This window comes from Nitrobacter sp. CN101 (assembly GCF_055390255.1).
The window spans coordinates 3,304,522-3,330,485 of record NZ_AP038833.1 but is presented as its reverse complement, the minus strand read 5'-3'; the positions used below and the strand labels follow the sequence as shown (position 1 = coordinate 3,330,485).

The following is a 25,964-nucleotide window of genomic DNA, read 5'->3' as shown; positions in this document are numbered from 1 at the left end:
AACGATTTCAGGTCGGGAGAACACCGGTCACGCTTGAGAAAGCACGCCGCGACAGCGCCTGCTTGCCAATCCTGCCGCCTATCCCTGCCGGGCCGCGCTGACTATGCTGGCTTGATTTGATGGCTTACGTGAGAAGACGATGACAGTCCCTATCGCCTTGACCATCGCTGGCTCGGACTCCAGCGGCGGCGCGGGAATCCAGGCCGATCTCAAGACATTCGCCGCGCTTGGCGTCTATGGAGCGTCGGTCATTACGGCGCTGACTGCGCAGAACACGCAAGGCGTCATGGGAATCCACCACGTTCCGGCCCATTTCGTGACCGCGCAGATCGACGCGGTGTTCAGCGATCTCGATGTCGGAGCCCTTAAGATCGGGATGGTCGCTCAAGCCGCCGCGATCGATGCCATCGTCGCCGGCCTGCTGCGCTGGACGCCCGCGCATGTGGTGCTCGATCCGGTGATGGTTGCGACTTCAGGGGGCCGCCTATTGGAGTTTGATGCGGTTGAGGCATTACGGAGAACACTTGCTCCGCGAGCGCAACTGATGACGCCAAACCTGCCGGAGGCCGCAATGCTGCTCGACGAACCCGTTGCGGAGAGCGAAAGCGATATCGTGCGGCAGGGCCAGCGGTTGCTGGAGCTAGGCTGTGCTGCGGTCTTGATCAAAGGCGGGCACATGCATGGTCCCGAAAGCGTCGATTATCTTGTCACCCGCCAAGGAACGCTTCAGCTGGCCGCTCCGCGTGCCACCACGAAAAATACCCACGGCACTGGCTGTTCGCTGTCGTCGGCTATCGCTGCAGGTCTGGCCAAGGGCGACGGTATGGAAACCGCTGTGCGCAAAGCGAAAGATTACATCACGGCGGCGATCGCAGCCGCCGACCGGCTAAACGTCGGTCGCGGCCATGGACCTGTTCATCATTTTCACGGGTTCGATCGCGGCTGATGGTGTCGCCGTCGGATTGTGTCCGTCATTGCTCTGTCATGACGGCATGGTAGCTGCGCTACCATGGGCAGCGACGTGATGAATGAAGGCAATCCAGATCGCCGTTTCCGGGCTCTGTTCATCTCCGACGTCCATCTGGGTGCGGGCGGCTCTCAGGCCGGCCAGCTGCTGGACTTCCTCAAGTATCACGATGCAGAGACGATTTATCTCGTCGGCGATATCATCGATGGCTGGGCGCTGAAGTCGAGCTGGTACTGGCCGCAATCGCATAACGACCTCGTCCAGAAAATGCTGCGCAAGGCGCGCAAAGGCACGACAGTCATTTACGTGCCCGGCAACCACGACGAGTTCCTTCGGTCCTATTACGGAACGCATTTCGGTGGGATCGAGGTCGTCGAGAACGCGATTCATAACGGCGCAGACGGGCGGAGCTATCTCGTTATCCATGGCGATATCTTCGACCTGGTGGTTCAGAACGCACGGTGGCTCGCCCACCTCGGCGACAAAGCCTATGACTTCGCCATCCGGGCCAATCGCATCGTCAACGCGTTCCGCCGCTCGTTCGGATTCCCGTACTGGTCGCTATCGAAATGGGCGAAATTCAAGGTCAAGAACGCAGTGAACTACATCGGCGCGTTCGAGCAGACGCTGGCCGGCGAGGCGCGTCGTCACGGCGCCGACGGCGTGATCTGCGGCCATATTCACCACGCCACGATCCGCGACGAGCAGGGCATCCGCTACATGAACTGCGGCGATTGGGTGGAGAGTTGCACCGCGCTTGCCGAACATGAGGACGGTCGATTTGAGATCATCACATGGGCCGATCCGTTGCGCCATTCGCCGTCTGTGGTGCCTATAAGCGCGCGTGCGGCGTAGATGCGTATACTGATCGCTACCGACGCCTGGCATCCGCAGATCAATGGCGTAGTGCGGACACTGACGATGACTGCCGCCGCCGCCAAGCCGTTTGGCGTCGATATCCGCTTTCTGACCCCGGAGTCGTTCCGGACTGTTGCGCTGCCGGGTTATCCTGGAATTCGCGTCGCACTGCCCGAGCCGACCAGGATCGCCGCGCTGATCGCAGAGGCCAATCCCGACAGCATTCACATCGCGACCGAGGGGCCGATCGGCCTTTTGGTGCGTCGCTATTGTCGCAAGCATGTAAGGCCGTTCACGACGAGCTTCCATACCCGTTTTCCGGATTACATTTCGGCGCGCGCGCCGATCCCCGAAGCCTGGATATGGGCCGCGCTACGCTGGTTTCATAGTGCTAGCCGAGCGGTTATGGCAGCAACCCCAGCGCTTGCGGACGAGTTGCGCCAGCGTGGCTTCCGCAATGTGGTGCTGTGGCCGCGGGGCGTCGACGTCGGCTTGTTTCATCCGCGAGAGACCGATCTCCGCCTGCCGCGCCCGATTTTTCTGTCGGTCGGACGCATTGCGGTCGAGAAAAATCTCGATGCGTTTCTCGGCCTCGATCTACCCGGCACCAAGGTTGTCGTCGGCGATGGACCGGCTCGCGCAACGCTCGAGCGGACCTATCCGGACGCGGTCTTTCTCGGCGCGCGAGCAGGCGAACAACTGGCAGCAACATATGCCGCCGCCGACGTGTTTGTGTTCCCGAGTCGCACCGATACGTTCGGCCTCGTTCTTCTCGAAGCGCTGGCGAGCGGTGTTCCGGTCGCGGCCTTCCCTGCGGCCGGCCCGCGCGATGTCATCGGTGATACTCCCGTCGGCGTCCTCGATGAGGATTTACGATTGGCGTCCCTGGCGGCGCTGAAAATCGCGCCCGAGGCCTGCCTTGAGTTTGCCGCTAGCCGGACATGGGAGAAGTCAGCCCGCGCTTTCGTCACCAATATAGTTGAGGCTTGCGCAGCTGAGACGAGAACGGCAAGTTCTCACATCGCCAACCCGCGTTTCGTCGCCTGATCTTGCAAAGCTGCAATGGGAGACGGATGATCAGGAAAAGAACGCGATCTTTTCCGCTTGAGTCATGCGCCTGAACGGAGCCATCGGATCGGAACGCGGCGTGATTCGCGGGACGATTCCGCTCTCCAGCAGCGAGACGCCGAGTGAAGGTGGCGCGGCAATTTCGGGCGTTGACTCGGTCTCAGAATCAATACGCGCGTCAGAGTGGTCTGCGATCGGCTCGGCAGTTGGCGCTAGCTCGACGGTTTCCGGTCTGTCAATATTAGCATCGTCCGTCGTGGGTTCTTCGAAATCAGGCGCTCCCATTTCGAGCGCGATCATGTCGAGCACCGCGTCGTCGTGCGCTATGTCCTGTTCACTCACTTCGGCGGCGGGTTCGCGTTCGATATGGTTTGCCGTCGTCACTCCATCGGCGGCTGCGATCGGCGCGTCGCGCACAGTAGCGGTGACCGTTTCTGGCTCAACGACAGCAGCTTCCGCCATTGCCTGCTCGTGAGATGCCGCTTCTTCGGGTAGGGTGACGGCTTCGTCGCTCGTCGTCGGGGATTCGGTTTTGAGTGGGGACGGAGAAGCCTTCGAGCTCGGCGAGTCCCACAACCCGTCGAGTGTTGTCTCGATCAGACTGAACGCTGAATGCAGCGTCGCCACGTCGTCTCTGGCGGCAAGCTGTGAATGAGCTTTCTCGATCGCGCCGGCCTGCGACTCGAGGATATCGCAAATACGGCTGTCCCCGCCGATCTCGCGCCAACGCCACGAGATTTCACGAATGATGCGTACGCCATTCTGAATCGGGACGAGTGCATCGTTTATGACCCGCTTGTCGAATGCCGCCATTGTGGCGGTTCTGGCTTCAACGAGACTTCTCCTGATCGCGGTGAGCGCGTTGGGCAATGTGTCGGCGGGCGCTGCCTGTTGTTGAGTCGCGATAGTTTGCTCGATGCGCGCAACGGCATCGAGCACCATCGCAGTGTCGGCGCTGCGGTTGCGCTTGGCGTACTCGGCAAGAAACCACCGGCCTCTCGACGTCTCCATAAAGGCTTCACGAATGGCGTCGAAGTCGGTCTCGCTGAGAGGCGCAGCGCTGGCGGAAATCGGCGACAGGGCAAAAGCTTCATCGGCCATGGCAAACTCGTCGCGTAAATCATTGCGCGTTGCTGTAACGATCAACACGATTCAGCCCGAATCGCAATTGAATTGACGCAATCCGAATCGGAAATCCCCATTCGCCGCGTTCTGGAGAGCAGGTGGTTCGCGGTCGCCCGTGAGCTTGCCGGCGCACCATCCCTGAGAACGTTCCGTGAGAGCCTGCGGGATCAGCCCCAGAGCGCCGCGTCCGGCGGATAGACCGTGCTGCCGTCGTAGCGAAGACCGTTGTCACGGTCGTCTGCCAGCAACAGCGGACCATCGAGGTCGACGAAGCGGGCTTGCTGCGCGATCAGCATGGCGGGCGCCATCGACAGCGAAGTTGCGACCATGCACCCGATCATGATTTCGAAACGCAACGCGCGAGCCGCATCCGCCATGGCCAGCGCTTCGGTCAGACCGCCGGTCTTATCGAGCTTGATGTTGATGGCGTCGTAGCGTTCGCGAAGGCCGTCGAGCGATGCCCGGTCATGAACGCTTTCATCGGCGCAGACAGCAATGGGTCTGCGAATGCGTGCCAGCGCGTCGTCGCTCCCTGCGGGGAGGGGTTGCTCGACGAGTGTGACGCCGGCGGCCTCGCAAGCCGCCAGGTTCCGCTCGAGATTATGAAGCGTCCAGGCTTCGTTGGCGTCGACGATCAGTTCCGATTCGCGAGCCTGCTTGCGCACAGCGGCTATGCGCTGAGGATCGCCGTCGCCACCAAGTTTGATCTTGAGGAGGGGCCGATGCGCGGCTTTGGCGGTCGCTGCCGCCATCGCCTCAGGCGAGCCGAGTGAGATTGTGTAGGCCGTGGAGCGAGGAGAGGGCGTCGGACGATCCAGTAATGTCCATATCCGCCGGCCGTTGCATTTAGCCTCGAGATCCCAGAGCGCGCAGTCCAGTGCGTTCCGCGCCGCGCCAGCTGGCATGGCGGACGCGAGTGATTGGCGATCCAGGCCTGCTGCGAGAGGCTTCTGCATTCCGAGGATGGCAGCGAGAACCCCTTCCGGCGTCTCCCCATAACGAGCGTATGGAACGCATTCCCCGCGTCCGGTGTGGCCACTCCGGCTGATTTCGGCGACGACCACGACGGCTTCGGTTTTGGCGCCGCGGCTGATCGTGAAACTCCCGGCGATCGGCCAGCGTTCGATGCGGCACCGAAGCGTGATTGCGTCGTTCGACAACATTTCCAAATTGACAGGTCCGAATGCAACGCAAGCCGGTCACGTTAGGAGGGATAAATCCGCGAGCCAGCGTCCCCGTGTTGACGTTCCGCTTCATGTCGGCAGAGACCACTGCGCGGAATGTCGGCCAACGATCCCACACTGAACCCGGTTGCGCAAGGCGACCGGTCTGGCGCTGGCCAAACGTTGGCGGCAACGCACGGCTCCCGCGTTGTCGGCTGGCCTTCTAAAGGGGCGGAAGGAGCATGCTGCGTAGCGCGATCTTGTGCCCGCTGCGACCCCTTGAATTGAAAGGGCTGCGATATTCCGGGTGCGATCTGGTCTTCGTCGGTATCAAAAGCCAAGAAACGGAGGTTTAAACCTCCGTTTTTCAGCCGGTGAAGCGCTATGCGAGCCGCCCCGCCGCATGCGCGAGCAAGGTATAGACCAACCCGGTCTCTGATGTCAGATGGTCGCTTATTGCCGAGGGTTCTCGCTCGTCGCGTGCGACCTCGTCCAGCAACCGTTCAAATTCGGCAATGTAGCGATCCGCCGTCTGTTTGAAAGTGCGGTCCGTACGGTATTTGCGGGCCACCTCGTCAAAGGCCTTTTGACCGCCTGGCGTGTAGAGCCGCTTAGTGAAGGCCTTGCGTTCGCCACGCTGATAGCGGTCCCACATCTCGCCGACAAGCTTGCGGTCCATCAGGCGGCCGATATCGAGCGACAGTGAATCCAGCGGATTTACGGGCGCCGTCGGCGGCGCTGGTCGTCCGCGTGGAATGTCGCCGCTTCCGGTATCGGCGCGGTTCAGCAAATCCGAAAGCCAACCGTCACCCTCATCGTCAGCGCCTGGCGGTTTGGCTGGCTGATCGGTGCGGCGAGCTGACTGAATGCCAAGGTCCGGTGTCGGCAGGTTCGATGCACTGCCGTTGTCACGCATACGTGCCACAGGGCGTGCCGTTGCCGCGCTCCGACTGGCAGCGGCCGCCATCACCGGCTCTTCCTCGCGCTGCGAACTTCCGCTGCTGACGACGTCGAACCCATGGCCATGGCGTGCGACGATCCGGTTGAGTTCGGCAAGCGCTTCGATCTGATCCACAATCACTTTGCGCATCTGAGCGGTGCTCTCCGCCGCCTCCTGTGGCATCTCAAGCACGCCGCGACGAAGCTCGCCGCGCGTCGCCTCCAGCTCGGAATGCATCTCGGCCGACATCTGCTTCATGCTCTGCACCAACGCCGCGAAGCGGTCGGCGGACTGCCTGAGCATCGACTCAGATTCCTGGCTCGCCTTCTTGCAAATCTCGCTCATCGATTCCGACGTCAGTCGGCGTTCTTCCTCGGCCGTAGCCCGAACGGCTTCAAACTGACGGTTGATCGCGGCAGATCCTGCGCCGGCGGTTTCGGCCACCACCCGCGCGATATCGCGGGCGCGCTCTTCGGCGGCGGCGAGCGATTCATCGAGCAAGCTCGTAAAACGCGTCAGCCGTTGATCGAAGTCGGTCGTCCGCAAGTCGATTGTTGTCACGAGTGATTCCAGCGCCGACTTACGCTCCTCGACGGAGGAGGTGGCGCTTCGGTTGCTCTGTTCGACTCGCGCTGTAGCTTCGACCAAAATTTTTCCGTGATTCTCAAACTCGGCGGACAAGCCGCCAAGATCATCGAGAGCCTTCGAGGTTTTGGTGTTGAACAACGTCAGTTGATCTTCAAGTGTCTGAGTCGCGAGGCCGCTCTGCGAGGTGACATCCCTCATCGTAGTAACGAAATCGGCGACGCGTGTGACGAGCGTGCGCTCCAGCGAATTGAGATTTTCGTGCGCTCCGGTGAGGACCTCCTGAAGAAGAATATTGCCCTCTCGCAGCCGCTCAAACAGCGCAACTGTATCCGTGCGCAATATCTTGCTGGTCTCCTGCATCTCGGTGACGGCCGCGATGGATGCTTGCCGGGACTGATCGATGGCGGAGTGGGATGCCTCCTCGAGATCCTTCAATGATTTGCTGACCGCGGCCGTTGCTAGCTCGCCCGCGTTGGTGATTGTGCGGACCACGTCAGAGCCATTCGCCGCGATCGATTGCGAGAATGCCTGGCCTCTGGCTTCGATCGACTTGAGGGCGTCGCCGGTAACGCGGCCGATATCGGAGTTGAGTTGATCGGCCTTGCTCCCGAGAGCTTCGATCAGAGATCCCCGTTTGGTGTCGAGAACCTGTGAGAGACGATCCGTCTGCTGCTGAACGTAATTGACGATTTCGTCCGTTTTACCGGTGATCATCGCGCCGAAGCCGCCGCTGGCCGAGAAGATCAAGCGCTCGGCGTCGGTCGAGGCCGACTTGACCTTCATGCTGACTTCGTTCGACGCCGAGACAAGGGCGGTTTGCGCATTTTGCGCACTCGCCTGAATTATCTCGGTGGTATTTGCCGCGGCTGCGTGGAGGGTGCGTTCGATATCCGACGAGATCACTTTGATCTGATTGGCCGAGTCGGCGGAAGCGGTGGTCAGCGTGCTCTGGGCCTGACGTGCACTGCCGAGAAGCGCGGCGGTGGTCTCAGCGCCTACCGTCGTCAGCGTCTGTTCGATCTCGTTCGTAAGCGATTTGACCTGGCTTACGGTATCGGCCGATGTGGTGGTGAGGGTGTTATGGGCTTCGCGTGCGCTGTTGAGAATGGCGGCGGCGGTATCGGCGCTTACTGTCGTCAATGTCCGCTCGATGTCGCTTGCGAGCGATTTGACCTGGCTTGCGGTATCGGCCGACGTGGTGGTGAGGGTGCTCTGGGCTTCGCGTGCGCTGTTGAGAATGGCGGCGGCGGTGCCGGCGCTCACTGTCGTCAATGTCTGCTCGATGTCGCTTGCAAGCAACTTGACCTGACTTACGGCCTCTGCCGACGTGGTGGTGAGGGTGCTCTGGGCTTCGCGTGCGCTGTTGAGTATGGCGGCGGCGGTATCAACGCTCGCTGCTGTCAATGCTCGCTCTATGTCGCTTCCGAGCGATTTGACCTGATTTGCGGCGTCGGCCGAAGCGTTGACGAGTGTGGTTTGGGCCTCCCTCGCACTCGACAGGACAGCGTCCGCGGCCGACGTGCCGGTGGCGGACAGCATGCGCTCAACGTCGGACCCGACAGTCGTGAGCGTGCGTTCGATATCGCTCGCGAGCGATTTCACTTGATTTGCGGCGTCCGATGACGCGGCGACCAGCGTGGTCTGCGCCGCGCGCGCGCCGGCGAGAACTGAATCTGCCGTGTTGGCGCCAGCGGCAGTCAGCGTCCGCTCGATATCGGCTGACAGGGATTTCGCCTGACTTGCAGTCTCTGCGGATGAGTTGATCAGCGTCGTCTGCGCCTCGCGGGCGCTGTTGAGGATGGAGCTGGCAGCCGTCGTTCCGGCGGTGGTCAAGGCGCGCTCGACCTCCGTCGACGTCAGCTGAAGCTGGGCACCCACATCGGTTGAAATCGAAAGCAGGGACTGTTTGGCAGAGCGAGCGCCCGTCTGAATGGTTTCGCTTGTATTGACGATCAGATTGGTCAGCGAGCGCTCCGCATCCTCGACATGCGACTTGATACCGAGCGACAGCTCCTCGGCGCGTGCCAACAGTGTATCGCTGGCCTCGCGCCCGCTCAATTCGAAGCGGCCTGCCACGGCTTCAATTCGCGATCCGAGCAGATCCTCGAATTGCGCGACCCGTGTGTCGATCGCGGTCGCGACAAAGCCCACACGTTCGTCGAGACCTTGATGGATTTCCTGGAACCGCGCTGTGATCGTATCCGCGAGGTAAGCGCTGCGGTCGTCGATGGCTTCAGTTACCCCCGAGATGCGCCCTTCAAGGGCCACGACGGCCTGCGTCGCGCCTTCAGCCAGCGATGTTGTCAGGAGGGAGAGGCGACTTTCGATCGAGCCGATCGCATGAGCGGCGCCATCGGATAGCGACGAGGTGAGGGTGCCGAGCCGGCTGTCGATTGTCTCCGTGACTGATTTTGCACGCGTATCGAAGATTTGCTCCAGTGTTTTCAGGCGGCCGTTGACGGATTCGTCGAACGACTTGATTTTAGCGTCAAACGAAGCATCGAGATTGGTGACGCGCGACTGGAGCGAGGTTTCGAATCTCGCCAGATGCTGATCCAGCGCGGCGCTGATCTCGCCTCCATTGGAAGTCAGCCGTGTATCGAAGGTATCGACATAGTTCCTCATACTCTGTGCGATATCTTCGGTGCGCTGGCCAAGGCGATCGACGATCTCAGCGCCGAAGGTCTTCACCGTGCGATCAAACTCCGAGATGTGGCGAGTGATCAGAGCGCCGAGCGTGCCGCTGTCGCGTGCGAATTTCTCTGCGAGTTCGGAGCCTTGGTCTTTCACCAGTTGATCGAACGCGTTCATCTGAAGGCTAAGCGTGTCGTGCGCGGTTTCGGTTTGAGTGACAACGTTGGCCACCAGTGTGTTGACTGTGACGTCGAGTGCTTCGCTCGCCTTGTCACCGCACGATAGAATCCGGCTTGCCAGCCGGTTGCCGGCCTCATCGATCTTGCTGGCAAGGTCGCCGCCGCGAAGCTCGAGTTCCACCAGCAAGGAATCGCTGGAGTTTTTCAGAGCGTCGTGGACTTGTTCGGTGCGGTCCGAAATGCCTTCGACGATGGATGCCGATTTTTGCTCGAAGTCGCCCGTAATCCGGTCGATCCGATCGTTCAGCATGTCATGGACGCGGTCGGCCAGATCGACGAATTCATCGTGGACGTGACCGGTCTTGAAATTAAGGCTGCTGGTCAAGCGTTCGCTGGCGTCGAGAACGGCGCGTGCGGTCTGGGCGCTGGCTTCCTCAAGGCGGTCGAGCAAGTCGCCGCCCCGTTCGCCGAGCGCAAAAATCATGTTGTCTCCGGCATTACTAAGAGCCGTTGTGATGTGCTCGCCGCGCTCTTCCAACGTACCGGTGATGCCTTTTGCGACATCGTCGACGCGCGAGGCGATGGCATCACTGATCAGCGCGATGTCATGCCGCAGGTCTATCTGGACACCCGAGATCGCATTGCGGACCTGCTCGGCCTGGCCGACGAGGTTGTCCCGCTGATGCGCGATATCCTGAAGCAAGGCGCGAATCCGCACCTCGTTATCAGAATAGGCACGTTCCAGCGCGGCGACCTCGTTGGCGACCAAGGCTTCCAGTTCGCCGGCTCGGGCGATGGCACGCTCGACGCCGTCGCCCATCGCGGCGACTTCGCGCCGGATCGCCTGTCCCACAGTCACCACCGAATCGCTCGCCAAGCCTTCCGGCTCGGAGAACCGGATCGCCACCTGGGCCATCGACTGCGCGATCATGCGCAATTCCTGTCCGCGCCACGCCATATTGGCCAAAAAGTAGAACAGCAGCACAGGGGCGAAAAACACGGCAATCAGACCGGTGAGGGCGAGCGTGCCGCCGCTACCCTGACCAAGGGCAGCCTGAAGCGACGGCAAAAAGCTGATCGTCAGAAGACCGGCGCCGAGAATCCAGATACCGGCGAACAGCGTCGCCAGCGTGTAGATGTTGCGGGAAGGACCGCTCTTTTGGAGTGACTGAAGGATTTGCCCGATCGTTTCACGGTCGTCGTTGGCAGGGCGTCGCGTGAAGTGCGGTCCTTCAGCGGCTTCAAGAATCGATCGATCTGCATGGATGCCGGGCCACTCCTCGCCATGGCCAGCGGGTGGGACCGGCGGGGCGACATCGTGACGGGCCACAGCCTGATCAAGGTCTGCTGCGGATGCCTCACCGATGCTCAGCGCCTCCTGTATGGCGGAGAGAGCGACCTCTGTCGGATCTTTGATTTTCTTGGGATTGTTCGCCATCTCAGTCCACGCCCTCGTGTTACGCAAACCGCAAGTTCGCGTCGCCGCTGCAAGTCCGGTCGCCGACCCGAGCCCCAAGCCGGTCCCAGGCGCGGCAATCGCCACCGCCCGTTGTCGGTCACTTCCCCCCAACATCCTATTGGCTTGGCGTCTCGAATGAAATGGTCGTGATTAACACAATCTTAATCATCGTTAACGGCTGGCGGCGCCGACCGCTCGCGCGGCTCGAAAGTCATGGGGCGGTAGGTCGAAATTGGTCTCCAAACATACGGAAGGTCAGTTTCGTACCTGAAACGTTCCATTAACCAGTTCCATGATTGGTAGGGTCGGATTCTGCGGGGGAACCTCGCCGTCGCAGCGGATGCCCGGATAGCAGCAATGTCGTTTTCTCTTGGACAGGTCGACTGGATGCCGTCGCCACCGTTGGTTCCGGAGGATGGGCCGATCGATTTCGACCATCTCCATCGCATGACACTTGGCGATGACAGTCTTGAACGGGAGGTTTTGGCAATGTTCGCCGGTCAGGCCGCCGAGCTGGCCGCCTCGCTGGCGCAACTTCCGCCGAATGCCGCGATCCTGGCGCACAAACTGAAAGGCTCCGCGCGGGCGATAGGCGCCATTCACGTCGCCGCTGCCGCCGCCGACCTGGAAACCGCGCTTCGCAAGGGTGCCGATTCGGCCGAGCCGCGGGTTACGCTGAATGAAACCGTCAATCAGGTTTGCCAGGCAATTGATGCGATCCTGCGGCGCTCCTGAGGCCACCGGCGGATCCCTGCGAGTCGCCTTTTTGCGCCGACCGCTGGCGTTGGCCCGATCGTTTCGTTATAGGACAGCCGAACTTCCTCATTACCAGTAATCTGTTCGGCAACACGGCACCCTATGACCAAGATCAACTTTGTCGACCATTCCGGCGAAACCCGCACTGTTGACGTCGATAACGGCGCGACCGTCATGGAAGCTGCAATCCGTAACGCCGTTCCCGGCATTGAGGCCGAATGCGGCGGCGCCTGCGCCTGCGCCACCTGTCACGTCTATATCGACGACGCGTGGGCCGAGAAGGTCGGCAAACCGACGCCGATGGAAGAGGATATGCTCGACTTCGGCTACGATGTGCGGCCGAATTCGCGATTGTCCTGCCAGATCAAGGTAAGCGACGAACTCGAAGGCCTTGTGGTTACGGTACCGGAACGGCAGGCTTAAGCGCGTCGCATGGCCGACTGACGCCCGCCCACAAAGCCGCATCTGGCGTGACGCTGGCCGGACGCGGTGCAGGCGCCGCGACAGTTTATGGCTTTCCTCAAACCGGCCGGTTGGTTATAGCGAAGCGAATTTGATAAGCGTTCGCGGGAAGAAACGCGTCAGGAATATCCAGGCAGCGGCGCGGCCGTCGTGCTGGCCCGCGCAAAGATTTCAACGGAAAAAGAAGCTGACATGAGCGAAGCGATCAAGACGGATGTGCTGATTATCGGTGCGGGCCCCTGCGGACTGTTTGCCGTGTTCGAACTGGGGCTGCTCGACATGAAGGTGCATCTTGTCGACATCCTCGACAAGATCGGCGGGCAGTGCGCCGAGCTTTATCCGGAGAAGCCGATCTACGACATTCCCGGTATTCCGTTGGTGACCGGTCAAGGGCTCACCGAAGCCCTGCTGGAGCAGATCAAGCCGTTCAACCCGACGTTCCATCTCAACGAGATGGTGGAGAGCATCGAGAAAATCGGCGATCCCGGATTCCGCGTCACCACCGACGCTGGCCAGGTGTTCGAGTGCAAGGTCGTCGTGGTGTCCGCGGGTGGCGGCTCGTTCCAGCCGAAACGGCCGCCGGTGCCCGGCATCGAGGCTTATGAAAACACTTCCGTGTTCTATGCGGTGCGCAAGATGGAGCAGTTCCGCGACAAGGAGATTCTGATCGTCGGCGGCGGCGACTCCGCGCTCGACTGGACGCTCAACCTGCACCCGCTGGCGAAGCGCATGACGCTACTGCATCGGCGCGACGATTTTCGCGCGGCTCCTCATAGCGTCGAGCAGATGCGCAAGCTGGTCGCCGACGGCAAGATGGATTTGAAGATCGGCCAGGTCACGGCGCTGGAAGGCGCGGACGGAAAACTCTCCGGCGCGCAGGTGAAGGGCAGCGACAATGCGATGTCGACTGTCAGTTGCGATACCATGCTGCCGTTCTTCGGTCTGACCATGAAGCTCGGCCCGGTCGCCAACTGGGGCCTTCACCTTGAGAACAACCTCCTACCGGTGGAGACCGCGTCGTTCGAGACTAACGTTCCGGGCATCTTCGCGATCGGCGACATCAACACCTATCCCGGCAAGCTGAAGCTGATCCTCTCGGGCTTCCACGAGGGCGCGCTGATGGCGCAGAAGGCACATCGCTACGTCTATCCGGACAAGCGGCTGGTGTTCCAATACACGACGTCGTCGTCGAGCCTGCAGAAGAAGCTCGGGGTGAATTGAGGGCGTCGGCTCGCCAACGCGCGACGCCGAAAGCCTCCGGATTGTTCGCGAGAACTCTTGCGGCAAACCCAGGGCAACGGCGTTTTCGCCTCATTCGTTGCGACCGGACGGCGGTTTCGCGGTGGCGGAAACGCGGCAGACGCGCCGTCGCCAAAACGCCGCGCTTATGCGCAAATATTCCTAGATTTCGCCGCGACTGACATGGCTCTGCGGCAGGCGGCGACACGAACTTGCTAGGCAACACGGGGATAGTTTTCCCCGGTGACGGATCGCCGCATCTGGAGCAGTAGCGGCAACAAGGTCGTCGACTTGCCGAGCCTGCCGTTGCGGCGAGTGAATTGAGACCAAGGAATTATTGTGCGTTGCTCGACTTTGCTAAATGGCCTCTATCGACTTTAACTCATTTCGCGACCGGACAAGTAGCTGCTTGGTTTGCCTATTCCGAATGATCACGTAATCGGTCGTGATCGCGACTAGTTGCCATTCCTTTTCGTCGTACCGCGCATCCTCGAACTGCAATGTCCTCGTGGGCGAGCCGGTGGGAGGTTGATTTAGGCGCTGAATTTCGCGAACTGCACCGGTCAGCGTAGAGACAAAGCTGAAGTAGACGAAGCCCAGCGCCATATAGGCTTTCAAAGGATTCTCAAATATAGCAACGCTCGCTCTGGCTATTGCGAACACGCCGACGTAGACGAGCGCGCCAAGCGCGGCAGTGTCGTCGATGTAGCCGAGCCGAACGTATGTGATTACTGCGGCAACAAGCGCCGAAATGCCTGTGAAATGGTAGATAAATCTCAGTCGCTTTGCTTGAGAAGAATTTGTTTGCAACTCCGTTTGCTGAACCGAATACGAGTTCGCCGTGGCGACTAAACCATAAGTTAAAATTGCAGATAGAATACCTCCGACCATAACTTGTCCTGTTAGGTTGAGGCTGGTCGTCAGGTAGTCGGCAATGCCGAAGTAATTCTGGAAGGGAAAGCCAAAATAGGCTCCAAGAATGAAAATTCGAGTGTATCCTAAGAATAGCAGAAGAGCGCCACAGAGCGTGGCCAAAGAGGTCAAGTCGGAAAGCGCGAAGTCGATTTTAATGTAGCTTGCTCGCGCAAAGCTAAGTTTGAGTTCTCTAACCCATTCGGCCAAGAACTTCTGAATGGCTCTCGCCTTGGTTTTATCATTCAATGGTTTCGGCAATCGGTCGAAGCGAACTTTAGACCGCCAGTAGTTCACGCTGGCAGGTTCTTTCGTCCGAACCTCCATCTTTTCAATTTCCTTCGACGCTGCGAAGCACACATAGTTGTAGAGGTTTGCATACTTCTCAAGTATCGGTGCGAGGTGGTGCTCTCCTGCAAAGTCTAGTGCGCGCCGCTCGTCGGCTTTGTTGACGTTGCGCGTAAACCAGTATGCATGCGGAATGCGGAGGATCAGCAGTTCGCACTTGCCAAACTCGCCGCGCTCATAAACCGCTCGTCTGAGATAGTAGTCGGTTGCGTTGTTAATCTCGCTGGCGAGCGGCGATTCCGTGTCAATTAGTTTGCCCTTGGCGGCAACAGTCCAGCATTCGATAAAACAGGCAACTTCGCAGTTCGAAAGAATACGCTGGAAATACGACTGACGCCGTCCAATCGCGAAAAATGACAGCCAAACGAGTGGCATGAGGACGACAACCACAATGCGATAAAAGTTCAACCGCTGCAGTCTTTCGGTCCACGCCTTTCGGTCGAAAAGCGAATGCATTGCTCCCTCTATGTCGTCTAATTGTCCTCTGCGCCGAAGCGAGAAGCCCGGCGCAGAGCCGCATTCTTCTGTCGGACACTGGACGACAGCATGCTGACTAGCTTACCTACAGTGAGCACTAGGATTAAAAAAATGTAGTGGCACGAGCACAACCGGAATCGTCATCGCGAAGGAAGATGTCGCCCTCATTCCGATGATGCGAAGCACCCTGGGCCATCTTGTCCACGTGCTATTGATCCGGTTGCATCGGCGCTGGCGGGGTGGGTGCTGGCGACGTTGGCAACGCCAACGGCGGCAGCGGTTCGCCTGTCACATTGCTTCCATCGGCGGCGTTGAGATGCAGTTGCGCCTCGGCCGCCGGCAGCGTGGCGTCCGCCATCGCGGCATGACCCTCGGCGGTTGGATGGATCGCGCCGCCGTACACCGCGGAGAGCAGTCCCCATGTCGCGTCATGGATGTCGGAGGGCTGCATCGATGAAGACTGCGCTTGCGGGTAGGTCATCGCGGTGAAGTAGCTGTCGTTGGCGTCGCGTATCCAGCGCGCGCGGGGCAGATAGGCGCGGAACGCGCTTGCCTCACGGCCGCAGGCGAGAGGCTGCTGCGGCGCCTCGACGATGTTGCTGACGAAGCTGTTGCCTTGAGGCGAGAAACATTCGCGGTCGAATTCGGGATCGCTGCCAGCGCGCGCGCAAAATCCGTGATCGGCGAAAGCCGCCTGATGCGCCTCGACGAAGGTCATGCGGTCGCCGGCGGGATCACGACAGATCACGCCGGATTGGCACAAGGCGAGGGCTTTCAGCCGCGGCAGGAATTCGTTTTGAACATAGCCGGTGACCGCGGCGAGCCGCCCGGGATCGGCATTGAACGACGGATGTACGTCGAAGCCCGCTTTGCCGCCGGTGCAGGGCGCGCCGCCGTTCGCCAGCGCCGGGTTGGCATAGGAGACGAACACCGCCCGCGACAGGTCGTTATCCAACAGTGGCTTCAATGCTGTGCGCAGCCGGGCGAAGGATTCCGGCAGGTCGCGCACGAGGCTCGATCGTGAATCGTCGACCGATCCGATCAGGCCGCCGCGCCTGAACAGCGCGCGCTCGGTTGCCGCATCCACGATGACGTCGGACACGAGGCCGGAGAAATTGATGTCGTTGGCGCCGATGGTCATCAGCACGAGATCGAGCCTGCGGTCGGGCTGGCGGTGCCTCGCAGCCGCGAGCGCTTCGCGCAGCTGGGCGATCTGGCCGTTGACGGTGCCCTGGCACTTGGCCGACGACTTCGAGGTCAGGCATTCGCGCGCGCGCTGCGAACCCAGCATCCCGTCGGGAATGCTGGCGCCGGTGCAGGCCAGCGGTAGATAGGTTACCGCGACGTGCGTATAGCGCACCGCGAGTGCGAGCGCGGTGCGGGCCTGGTAGCTGTAAAGCGAGCGATGGCAGGCCGCATTCATCCACAGCGCGCCGTATTGCTGCCAGGTCTGTAGCGAGCCGGAGGTGCCGCAGGCTCGGCCGCCCTTGTAGCCGGCTCGGCTCGGCCGGTAAAATTCGTCCGCCGCGCCGCCGAGATAGGAGCGGAAGCAAAAGCCTTCGTCCGACAGCGCAACAGGGCGATCCGGGTTGCCTTCACCGGAAGCGATGGAGTCGCCGAGGCCGGCGACGAGGATGTCGCGCACCTTGATCTGCGTCATCAGGCGCTGCGGTGCGTCGCTGCCGCTCGTGACATCGACGGTGGCGTTGGTGGCGCGGCCATAGCGGGCGCGGAAGTCGATCGGCTCGGCGCAGTCCTGCGTTGTGGCGCGGGGGCCGTCGCCATCGTCGAACGACCAGGCGCAGACGGCACCGACCGGGACCGCGCCGGTCAGGCGCACGGTGACCGGATGCTCCGTCGGCGTCAGATAGCTTTCCTTGATCTTGTCGCGCGTGCAGGGCTCGCTGATGTGGCCCCCGAGATCGATGCAAAGACGGTTCACGGCGTTGCGGGCCCAGCCGCGGCCGTCGCTTTGCAGCTCCAGCGCTTGCTCGGCGGCGAGAATGCTCTGGTTGCCGGCGGCGGCGACATGGATCTGGAAATCCCGCTCCTCCCGGAACAGCCGGAAGCGACTACGGACCTCCCAGGAAATCTGCATTCCGCCGGCAGCCTGATCCTGGATTGGAGCGGCGGGGTCGGCCGGGGCGATGCCAGTGGAAAGCGGCTGCGCGGCGATTTGCTGCGCGGCAAGGCTGCCAAGAAATGTGAGGGCAATACCGACCAGGAACGAGGCGTGGGCGCGAAGCATAAATGGTTTTGACGTGACAGTTTTGGCGGAAATAAGAGCGGAGAGGAAGTCGCCGGCTCAGTCCTGCGCGACCGGCGACTTGGCCGCCCGCGGCGATGCCGCCTCATCCGGCGGGCCATCGCTGTTGACGTTACCGTGGCCGTCCTTAGCGCCGTTGTCACCGATAACGTCGCTGTTGCCGTTGCCGTTGATCCTGCGGCGGTGCTGCCAAGGCTGCACCACGTTGAGCCAGAGTTCGCGGGTGCCCATGATGGTGATGGCAATGGCGAACGGGATCATGAAATAGAGAATCCGGAATACCAGCAGCGTCGCCAGCAACTGCTCCTTGCCGAACTGCGGCAGCGCCACCAACATTGCCGCGTCGAACACGCCGAGGCTTCCCGGCGCATGACTGGCGAAGCCGAGCAGGGTGGCCAGAATGAAAACGACCGCCACCGACACGAAATCAATGTCCGGATGCGTGGGCATCAACAGATACATTGCCAATGCACAGAATCCGAGATCGACGACTCCGATCAGGATTTGCACGAAGGTCAGCGGCGCGGACGGCAGCACGACCTTCCAGCCGTTCTGCCCGAGTTCGCGGCGGTTGCGACCGGTGATGATCCATGCGAGATAGATCGCGATGCCGGCGAGGCAGCCGAATGCGATCAGGCGGTTGACTGACGGCGGCAGCAGGTCCATCGCGCTCGCCGCCCAGGGATGCCAGGCCATGCCGATGCCGAGCACGAACAGGTTGCCGAGCCAGAACGTCAGCCCGGAGATAAAACAGATCTTTGCGACGTCGATGGCGTTCAGCCCATAGTCCGAATAGATCCGGAACCGGATCGCGCCGCCGGTAAACACCGTCGCGCCGACGTTGTGGCCGATGGTGTAGCTCGTGAAGGCTGCGAGCGCCGCGACGCGATAGGGGATGTGATCCTTGCCGATCGTCCGCACCGCGAAGAAATCATAAAAGGTCAGGGTGCAGAACGCCCCGATGACGCAAAGCGCGGCCAAGGCGATCTCGGAGGACGACTTTTCCGTCAGCGCGACCAGGATAACACCGGAGTCGACGCCCTTAAGGGTGTGGATAAGAGTCGTGATCGCGAATGCGATGATGACGAAGCTCGCAACGACACCAAGCCGTTTCCAGCCGATCCATTCCTTGAAGCCGCGCTGCAGCGCGGTCAGCAGCCGTTGCATTCGTCCTCCCGCTAGCGCCCCGATTCCGAAGGTCTTATGGCCTTGTGGAAACGTTCAATGCGAATTTCGAAATCAAGGGACACTAGTAATCTCACTATTCCGGTGTGGTTTGATTTCAGAAGACGCTGCTCGACGGCCTCGTCGGGACAATGACGCCAAATTCTGACCACCACACCAGGTCACGATACGTTTCGAGCCGATTGCGGAGAGGAAGGCAAGCGGCTGTTCCGTCTCTCATACGCGAAAAACTCATCAGACAAAACGGCGCGTTTGACGGTGGCTATCAGGCCTGAACGCGGCGGCGCCTTCACCGGTCGAAAAAACGTCAGCACACATCCCCGCTGCGCGCGTCCGCAGCGGGGAAAGTGAGTTGACGATGCATATAGGCATAAGACGCCCCGTGTTCCATCGCCGGTTAGGAGGTTCTTGCAGACGACATCATCAAGGCCCCCGACAGCTCCTTATGCGTCGGATATATGACATCGCTTATTACGCGAGGGAAACAATTTGTGAAGCTGGTGCTGAACTTGTGCATGGCCGCTTCGCGGTGCACAGGCGAACCGGCGCGAATCGAAGCCGGATCGATCACCTCTTCGTGCTCAGGACAAACAGGACGGAATGCCGGCACGATGAGCTTGTGTCGGGACTCGGCGAGCCGGAAGTGCCATGCAAGAGTAGCCTTGAGAGTCAGGTCTTGCGCAGCGTGAAGTAAGCGCCGCAGAAGGCCATCGCCGCGCCAAGGCCGAGCACGGCAAGGCCGGTTATGAAACTCGAGACGGTCGGCGCGGTGCTGGGCGCCGAGGCGGCCTGTCCCGCGCCCGCCAGAAACAGTACGGCGACTACGATCAGGAACTGTCGGAGCCGCTGCTGAATACGGTTGGACGCTGCGCTATGCATCAGCGTCGCGACAAAATAGCTGCCGGAAAAGCTGGCCGTTGCGACCAGCCACCATGCGATCGCGGCACCCGCCGGCATGAAATCCTTGGCATCGGAACGCCAGAGCCCACCGAGATCGAGGCCAATCTGAGCGCCCAGCATGTGCACGGCGAGAGCGAGCAATATGCCGGACACCATTGCCCCGCCGACGATCAAGTGGCGCGGAAAATAAGCGGTTTCAGCCATGAGGTTTTCTATAGCGTTTTCGAGCGAAGTGAAATTCGGTTCGCGTGAAAAAAAACGCGTCAAATCAAAAACTAGAGTTTTTCACTGTTTCCGTGAGGCGGTGGAAGACTCTAGGATAAAAACTGCACGTCGAGCAAGAGAGCTCACCGCTGTGCGAAGGGTACCGATTGTGTCGCCGCCACCAGAGATACCGCCGCCTAGCGTTGGATACGCCTATAGAGCCTCGCTGATCGGCTCTGCGCATCGGTTCGCGTTGGAGGATGACGGGATATCGTGGCGCGTTGGCCGCCGGACGGGAAGATGGCGCTATGCGGACGTCGCTGTCTTGCGCATGTCCTACCGGCCGATGTCGATGCAGTCGCACCGATTCCGCACCGAGATCAGCCATAGGGACGGCGGATGCATCATCGTGATGTCCACCACCTGGCGGACTTTGGCGCTGATGGATACGCAGGACAAGGACTACCGCGCGTTCATCGTCGAACTGCACCGACGGCTTGCAGCGCATGGCGCGCGCACCATGCTCGTTGGAGGCCTGAACCCGGTGCTATATTTTGCGGGCGCGGGCGTGTTGACGCTGCTGTCCGTAGCGATGGCAGCCCTGCTGGTGCGGGCGATGGTGACAGGCGAATGGGGCGGCGCGCTGTTCATCGTCGGTCTGTCGGCGCTTTTCGGCTGGCAGATCGGCCGTTTCATGCACCGCAACAGGCCGCGTGCCTACGCATTCAATGCGTTGCCGCGGGAGTTGCTGCCGTAAACTGACGCTGTTCTTCGCTCTTGACGCTCAATGTCGCACGACCAACACCGAGCAGCTGGCATAACGCACAACATAACCGGCATTGGAGCCAAGAAAGTAGGTCTTCATCGCCGGCCGATGCGAAGCCATCACGATCAGGTCGGCGTCGACGGCCTGGGATTCCTCAAGAATCTCGTGATAGACGCTGCTACCCTGCCGCACCACGCTGGAAATGCGCGACGGTTCGATGTCCACCTCGCGTGCGACGATTGCCAGCGCCTCCTGGGACGACTGGCGCTGCAGCATGTCGAAATCCGCCGGCACGTATTCGGTGAGCATCACCGGCGTCATGTGCAGCACGTTCAGTAGCCTGATGGTTCCGTTCGAGGTTTGCGACAACAACACCGCGGTTGCAACGGCGGGCTTGGCGAGATCGGTGTTGGTAAGATCGATTGGCACGAGAATGGATTTGAACATCGGGTGTCCTCCATCATGCCCAGTCCCCGCGTCGAATCCTGTCTTCCTCAGGAGCTGACTTAAGGGGCCGCTTGCTGTGTGCCATACAAGCATATCATGAAAGCGATGCGGAGTCGGCTGAAAGGCCGAACTGTCAGGCTTCCTTCAGCAGTTTCGGGCTGACGTACCGGACGAGTTGTCCGCCACCGAACGTGATGCTGTCCCAGCGATCGACGGCGAAGTCGATGACGGCAAGACCTGACGTCGGCAGGTTGTCGGCTAACGCCGCACGTCCGGCTGCGTCACCGCCGCCGATCAGACGAAGCGCGAGGTCGTGCATGCCGGGATTGTGCCCGACGATCATGAGGCGCTCAGGATCCGGGCCGACTAAACGAATAATTGTCAAAAGTTGCGCCGGCTCGGCGCCGTATAGCTCCGGTAGGTGCTCGACAAGTCCCTGAGCCCCTTGATCCGAAAACTTTTGCCGAACGATGTCCCAGGTCTCACGCGCCCGCACAGCGGTCGATATCAACGCGCGATCCGGCAGCAGCGATCGCTCAGTGAAAAGCCACGCGCCGATTTCGGCGGCGTCGTTGCGGCCGCGCGCGGCAAGCGGGCGGTCCCGATCGCTTCCGCTGGGCGAATCGCGTTCGGTTTTTGCGTGTCGAAGCAGCAGAAGGCGGCGCATGACGCTGGCTCGATTCGAGGTTAAGCATGACCCGGGACGCGGGGGGTAGGGCGGCTTAGTCTACAACCTTGCACGGGACAAGGTCACAGGGGTAGTGGTAGGAAACGTCATGATTTCGGATAGCATAGTTGCGGCCGATGGTCCCGGTGACGCGGAGTCCGCGGCGCAGCGGCGCGAGCAGCTGACTTTCGATCTCGACGTTGAAATCTGCGTCGTCGGCGGCGGCCTGGCCGGCCTCACCGTGGCGCTGGAGGCGGCGCGGACAGGCGCAAGCGTCGTCGTGCTCGAGGGCCGCCATGTTGGCTGGAGTGCGTCCGGCCATCATCTCGGCACGGCGATGCCGGGCTATGGACTGCCGCTTTCCGATTTGATCGCGCGCGTCGGTTTCGATGATGCGTACGAACTCTGGTCGCTGTCGCAGCAGGGTGCCGATTATGTTCGCGCCCATGCCGCTGAAGATGTCATTCCGGGAGTCGGACTCACGGAAGGCGCGCTTGAGGTTTCCAATGTCGATGCCGGTGAGCGGCTCATCAGCCAACTGCAAATGCTAAGCGAGGATTTTGCGACCGAGGCGGAGGGGTGGCAGATCGATCGTGTCCGCGACACCTTACGCACCGACCGGTATTTTCACGCGGTGCATTATCCGCGAGCGTTCCAGATCGACGGTCGCAAATATGTTCACGGCCTCGCGGAGCTCGCGCGCAAGGCCGGTGCTCGCATCTTCGAAGAGACGCCGGTGGTTAGCATCGATTCGGCCGGGATTCGAAAACGCATTACGACGCCGCGGGCGCGGCTGCGGGCTTCCAACGTCGTGCTTGCGGGTAATGTCCATCTTGGCGAAGCGTTGCGGCGATTGTCCGATACTCTGGTGCCGGTCTGGCGGTATGCCGCCGTCACTTCGCCGTTGGGCGAGCGGCTCGCCGAGGTGACGAGGTTTAAGGGCTCTGTCATCGACACTGACGGGATCGATCATTTTCGGATCGTTGATGGCGACAGGCTGATGTGGGCGAGCCCGGAAACGACCTGGGAGGCGCGGCCGGAGCGCCATGCCGGGGCGATCTGCAAGCGCATCCATACCATCTTCCCGCAACTCGGTACTGTCGAGATCGCGAAGGCTTTCTGCGGCGCGGTCGGTCAGACCGTGCACGGTATGCCGCAGGTCGGCCAGTTACGGCCTGGACTGTGGGTTGCGAGCGGCTTCGGCCGGCAGGGGCTGAATACCTCGGCGATGGCCGGGCAACTGATCGCCCGCGGCATGCTGGAAGGAGACGACCGCTGGCGGTTGTTTGCGCCGTTCGAACTCGTATGGGCGGGCGGAATGACCGGACGCGCGGCAGGCTATGCGATCAGCATGGCCATGCAAGCGCGATCCGCCGCCGCCGGCACGCTGGCGCGCTATCGCGAGCGGGCGCGGCAGGCGCGGCTGAATGCGGCCAATCGCCAGACGGGATCGCGTCCGCGGCGATCCGCGGCTCATCATACGCTGGCGCCAAATGATTCCGGGGAAACAGGAGCGGGTGGCTCTTCAAGCTCTCCCCGCTAATGGGAGGAAGCCAAACGCTTCCGGAAACCACCTCGCAAGAACGTGAGAACATTCCCGACACGTCCGTGCAACTTTGCCCAGGTCGTCCCGTATGAGATGCAGGTGAATCGGTTCTCGCTTGCACGGAGACAACCATGATCGATCGCCGCATCCTGCTCGCATCCGCCGCCGGTCTCGCGGGCCTGTTGGGCCTCCGCTGGCCGGGGAGTGAATTCGCTGGGGCGACCGGGAAGGAGGTTTCGCGAAAGTTCGAGATCGAAAAGACCGATGCCGAATGGCGGGCGCAACTTACGCCGCAGCAGTATCACATCCTGCGTGAGCACGGCACCGAGCCGCCTTTCTCCAGTCCCCTGCTCAAGGAGCATCGCAAGGGCATATTTGCCTGCGCCGGTTGTGGCCTGCCGCTTTATTCGTCCGAGACGAAATTCGAAAGCGGCACCGGCTGGCCCAGCTTCTGGAAGCCGCTCGACAACGCGGTCGGAAAATCTACCGACACAACGCTTGGGATGGCGAGGACCGAAGTGCATTGCCGCCGCTGCGGCGGCCATCTCGGCCATGTCTTCGACGACGGGCCGAAACCCACGGGCCTGCGATACTGCATGGATGGATTGGCGCTCGTCTTCCATCCTGCTTCGCCATCGGCGACGTAAAGTTCGTTTGCTTCATCCCGGATGGAGATCGTGATGGCCGGGCTCGGCCCGGCGATTCATATGTTCCGAAGACAGCGAACCGGACCTCTCGCAAAAATAGGTCTCGAGCGCTCGCCATCGCGAGACTCTTCTCGGCAAGAGTTGCCGGGCAAGGCAAGAATTCCCGCGCTTTGAAGTCCGGGCCTTGAGCTAACCTGCTGAAATAATTTGTCTCTTCCGTTGGCATGGAGATTGCGACGTCTTTTGCCGGCCGCGGCGAGGCGTACCTTGCGTTTTGGGCAGCCTGGATCGAGTTGGAGACGACGTATGGGTATTTTTGACGCACTGAATACTTCGGTCGGCGGTTTGCAGGCACAGTCCTTTGCACTTCAGAATATCTCCGGCAACATCGCGAACTCCCAGACCACAGGCTATAAGGGTATCACCACCGCCTTCGTTGACCTGATCCCGGATTCGACCACCCCCAATCGCCAGGTTGCCGGCGGCGTAACCGCCTATGCGACGCCAACCATCAGCAGTCAGGGAACGGTGTCCGCCTCGACGGTTGGCACTTACATGGCGATAAACGGCGATGGCTTCTTCAACGTCCAGGCGCCGACGGGACGGGTCGACAACCAGCCGCAGTTTTCCGGCGTGACTTACTACACGCGGCGCGGCGATTTTCAGGTCGATGCTTACGGCCATCTGGTCAACAGCGCCGGCTACTATCTGATGGGCGTAACGGTCGATCCCAAGACCGGCAACCCGCTCGGCAATGTGCCGCAGGTGCTGAAATTCCAGAATAGCTTCGTTCCGGCGCAAGCCACGACGACGGTGCAATACGCCGCCAATCTTCCGGCGGTGCCGAGAACGCTGTCGAGCCCGACCGCGCCGGTCGGGAGCATCACGGCGGCCGGCGGATTGAACCCGTCCGACTTCACGACCAATTTCAATCCGCTTGTGGTCGGCACACCGGCCCCGCCCTATACCGACAACACCATAACTGGGTCGCCGGCGACCAATCAGCAGACGCCCGCGGTCGCGATCACCAACGCGACGCTTTTGTCGGGCACGGCGCCGAGCGACTCGTTGCCGGGCGGATTCGCGGTAGGTGACACCATCGTCGTCAACGGCACGACGATCAACTTCGTGGCTTCGGGTGCGACAGGTAACGACCTTAACATCACCGACACCGTCGGCGATCTGCTGGGCAAGATCGGCGCGATCACCGGCCAGGCTCCGACGATCAATGCCGGCACCGGCGCAATCACCCTGCATACCGGCACCGCGCAGGACCTCTCGGTGACGAGCGCCTCAGCCGGTTGGACGGCGATGGGCTTTGGCGCGACAACCAACGTCGCGCGCGGCGGCGGCGGCACCCCCGGCGCCGGCGTGGTGATCGCCAACGACCAGACAATTTTCCAGCAGCAATCGATCAGCGGCGGCGCGGTCACGGCCTATGATGCAACCGGGACGGCGGTGAACCTGCAACTGCGCTGGGCGAAGACCGACAGCGCCTCGCTCGGCGCCGGGCATGCCGATACCTGGAACCTGTTTTACCAGGCCAATCCGAACGCCACCGGCACGCAAGCGGCGTGGATCAACGTCGGCACCAATTTCACCTTCGGCACCAACGGCCAGCTTTCGAGCCCGGTCGGGTCGTCCGTCACCATTCCCAGCGTCAGTGTCGGGTCTCAGTCGCTCGGCAATCTCACGCTGAATATCGGCTCTGGCGGTCTGACCCAGTATGCCAGCAGCGGCGGCAACGCCACCATCAATTCGATCAACCAGAACGGCTACGCCGCTGGACAGTTGCAATCGGTCGCCGTCAACAATGACGGTATTGTGGTCGGCACCTTCTCGAACGGGCAGAACCTGTCTCTCGCGCAGGTGTCGCTGTCGCACTTCAACGGCACCAACTACCTTAAGGCACTCGACGGCGGCGCATATGCGGTGACCGACGAATCGGGGCCCGCAATTGCGGGTGCGGCAGGGCACATCAGCGGCTCATCGCTCGAAGGCTCCAACACCGATATCGCCGACGAGTTCACCAAACTGATCGTGACCCAGCAAGCCTATTCGGCGAATACGAAAGTCATCACCACCGCGAACAGTATGGTTCAGGATCTCCTGAACGTGCTGCGATAATCGCGACGCGATTGATCCGGCTTCGAGGCGGGCA

Annotated in this window: 19 protein-coding genes; 10 read left to right on the top strand and 9 right to left on the bottom strand. The window is 61.1% G+C overall.

The window, feature by feature from the left end; all coding sequences use genetic code 11:
- Positions 1-139: 139 nt before the first annotated feature.
- From thiD to ACZ5IL_RS16730, 3 genes are all read left to right on the top strand, one after another.
- The gene (thiD, locus tag ACZ5IL_RS16740; RefSeq protein ID WP_464593236.1) at positions 140-946 is read left to right on the top strand and encodes a bifunctional hydroxymethylpyrimidine kinase/phosphomethylpyrimidine kinase; all 807 of its coding nucleotides are present in this window, start codon (positions 140-142) and stop codon (positions 944-946) included.
- Positions 947-1,009: 63 nt separating this feature from the next.
- Positions 1,010-1,822, top strand: coding sequence for a UDP-2,3-diacylglucosamine diphosphatase (locus tag ACZ5IL_RS16735; protein ID WP_464593234.1), 813 nt, complete (start codon positions 1,010-1,012; stop codon positions 1,820-1,822).
- Positions 1,823-2,872 carry a glycosyltransferase family 4 protein gene (locus tag ACZ5IL_RS16730; RefSeq protein WP_464593232.1) on the top strand — a complete coding sequence of 350 codons (1,050 nt, stop codon included), beginning with the start codon at positions 1,823-1,825 and terminating at the stop codon, positions 2,870-2,872.
- 30 nt (positions 2,873-2,902) lie between these two features.
- On the opposite strand, the gene ACZ5IL_RS16725 is transcribed toward ACZ5IL_RS16730, so the two are convergent.
- From ACZ5IL_RS16725 to ACZ5IL_RS16715, 3 genes are all read right to left on the bottom strand, one after another.
- Positions 2,903-3,994 (bottom strand): hypothetical protein, encoded by a 1,092-nt coding sequence (locus ACZ5IL_RS16725; protein ID WP_464593230.1) that lies wholly within the window; start codon positions 3,992-3,994, stop codon positions 2,903-2,905.
- Between the two features lie 191 nt (positions 3,995-4,185).
- Positions 4,186-5,181: an N-acetyl-D-Glu racemase DgcA gene (gene dgcA, locus ACZ5IL_RS16720; RefSeq protein ID WP_464593228.1), complete on the bottom strand. Its 996-nt coding sequence runs from the start codon at positions 5,179-5,181 to the stop codon at positions 4,186-4,188.
- 382 nt (positions 5,182-5,563) lie between these two features.
- The gene (locus ACZ5IL_RS16715; RefSeq protein ID WP_464593226.1) at positions 5,564-10,960 is read right to left on the bottom strand and encodes an apolipoprotein A-IV repeat region-like domain-containing protein; all 5,397 of its coding nucleotides are present in this window, start codon (positions 10,958-10,960) and stop codon (positions 5,564-5,566) included.
- Positions 10,961-11,338: 378 nt separating this feature from the next.
- On the opposite strand from ACZ5IL_RS16715, the gene ACZ5IL_RS16710 reads away from it, so the two are divergent.
- The 3 genes from ACZ5IL_RS16710 to ACZ5IL_RS16700 all read left to right on the top strand — a co-directional run bounded on the left by ACZ5IL_RS16710 (position 11,339) and on the right by ACZ5IL_RS16700 (position 13,420).
- The gene (locus ACZ5IL_RS16710) at positions 11,339-11,716 is read left to right on the top strand and encodes an Hpt domain-containing protein (protein ID WP_464593224.1); all 378 of its coding nucleotides are present in this window, start codon (positions 11,339-11,341) and stop codon (positions 11,714-11,716) included.
- Between the two features lie 123 nt (positions 11,717-11,839).
- Positions 11,840-12,160, top strand: a complete 321-nt coding sequence (locus ACZ5IL_RS16705; RefSeq protein ID WP_079446138.1) for a 2Fe-2S iron-sulfur cluster-binding protein — start codon at positions 11,840-11,842, stop codon at positions 12,158-12,160.
- A gap of 231 nt (positions 12,161-12,391) precedes the next feature.
- Positions 12,392-13,420 carry an NAD(P)/FAD-dependent oxidoreductase gene (locus tag ACZ5IL_RS16700; RefSeq protein ID WP_464593222.1) on the top strand — a complete coding sequence of 343 codons (1,029 nt, stop codon included), beginning with the start codon at positions 12,392-12,394 and terminating at the stop codon, positions 13,418-13,420.
- A gap of 375 nt (positions 13,421-13,795) precedes the next feature.
- Here the strand turns inward: ACZ5IL_RS16700 and ACZ5IL_RS16695 are convergent, their stop codons facing one another.
- The 4 genes from ACZ5IL_RS16695 to ACZ5IL_RS16680 form a co-directional block, all read right to left on the bottom strand.
- Positions 13,796-15,154: a hypothetical protein gene (locus ACZ5IL_RS16695; protein ID WP_464593220.1), complete on the bottom strand. Its 1,359-nt coding sequence runs from the start codon at positions 15,152-15,154 to the stop codon at positions 13,796-13,798.
- A gap of 229 nt (positions 15,155-15,383) precedes the next feature.
- Complete coding sequence (locus ACZ5IL_RS16690) at positions 15,384-17,423, bottom strand: SGNH/GDSL hydrolase family protein (protein WP_464593218.1); 2,040 nt, start codon at positions 17,421-17,423, stop codon at positions 15,384-15,386.
- Positions 17,424-17,480: 57 nt separating this feature from the next.
- Positions 17,481-18,608: a lysylphosphatidylglycerol synthase transmembrane domain-containing protein gene (locus ACZ5IL_RS16685; protein WP_464593216.1), complete on the bottom strand. Its 1,128-nt coding sequence runs from the start codon at positions 18,606-18,608 to the stop codon at positions 17,481-17,483.
- 687 nt (positions 18,609-19,295) lie between these two features.
- Positions 19,296-19,730, bottom strand: a complete 435-nt coding sequence (locus tag ACZ5IL_RS16680) for a hypothetical protein (RefSeq protein WP_464593214.1) — start codon at positions 19,728-19,730, stop codon at positions 19,296-19,298.
- A 169-nt stretch (positions 19,731-19,899) separates the two neighbouring features.
- Between ACZ5IL_RS16680 and ACZ5IL_RS16675 the strand changes: the two genes are divergently transcribed.
- On the top strand, positions 19,900-20,487 hold the full coding sequence (locus tag ACZ5IL_RS16675) for a hypothetical protein (RefSeq protein WP_464593212.1): 588 nt from the start codon (positions 19,900-19,902) through the stop codon (positions 20,485-20,487).
- Between the two features lie 27 nt (positions 20,488-20,514).
- On the opposite strand, the gene ACZ5IL_RS16670 is transcribed toward ACZ5IL_RS16675, so the two are convergent.
- Both ACZ5IL_RS16670 and ACZ5IL_RS16665 read right to left on the bottom strand, forming a co-directional pair.
- Entirely contained in the window at positions 20,515-20,943 is a 429-nt protein-coding gene (locus tag ACZ5IL_RS16670; protein WP_425908776.1) for a universal stress protein, read from the bottom strand.
- 133 nt (positions 20,944-21,076) lie between these two features.
- Positions 21,077-21,610, bottom strand: a complete 534-nt coding sequence (locus tag ACZ5IL_RS16665) for a SixA phosphatase family protein (protein ID WP_464593209.1) — start codon at positions 21,608-21,610, stop codon at positions 21,077-21,079.
- 109 nt (positions 21,611-21,719) lie between these two features.
- Here ACZ5IL_RS16665 and ACZ5IL_RS16660 point away from each other — a divergent pair, with 109 nt between their 5' ends.
- The 3 genes from ACZ5IL_RS16660 (at position 21,720) to ACZ5IL_RS16650 (ending at position 25,930) form a co-directional block, all read left to right on the top strand.
- On the top strand, positions 21,720-23,153 hold the full coding sequence (locus ACZ5IL_RS16660) for an NAD(P)/FAD-dependent oxidoreductase (protein WP_464593207.1): 1,434 nt from the start codon (positions 21,720-21,722) through the stop codon (positions 23,151-23,153).
- Between the two features lie 134 nt (positions 23,154-23,287).
- Positions 23,288-23,803, top strand: a complete 516-nt coding sequence (msrB, locus tag ACZ5IL_RS16655) for a peptide-methionine (R)-S-oxide reductase MsrB (RefSeq protein WP_464593205.1) — start codon at positions 23,288-23,290, stop codon at positions 23,801-23,803.
- 306 nt (positions 23,804-24,109) lie between these two features.
- Complete coding sequence (locus ACZ5IL_RS16650) at positions 24,110-25,930, top strand: flagellar hook-basal body complex protein (protein WP_464593203.1); 1,821 nt, start codon at positions 24,110-24,112, stop codon at positions 25,928-25,930.
- The last annotated feature ends 34 nt before the right edge of the window (positions 25,931-25,964 follow it).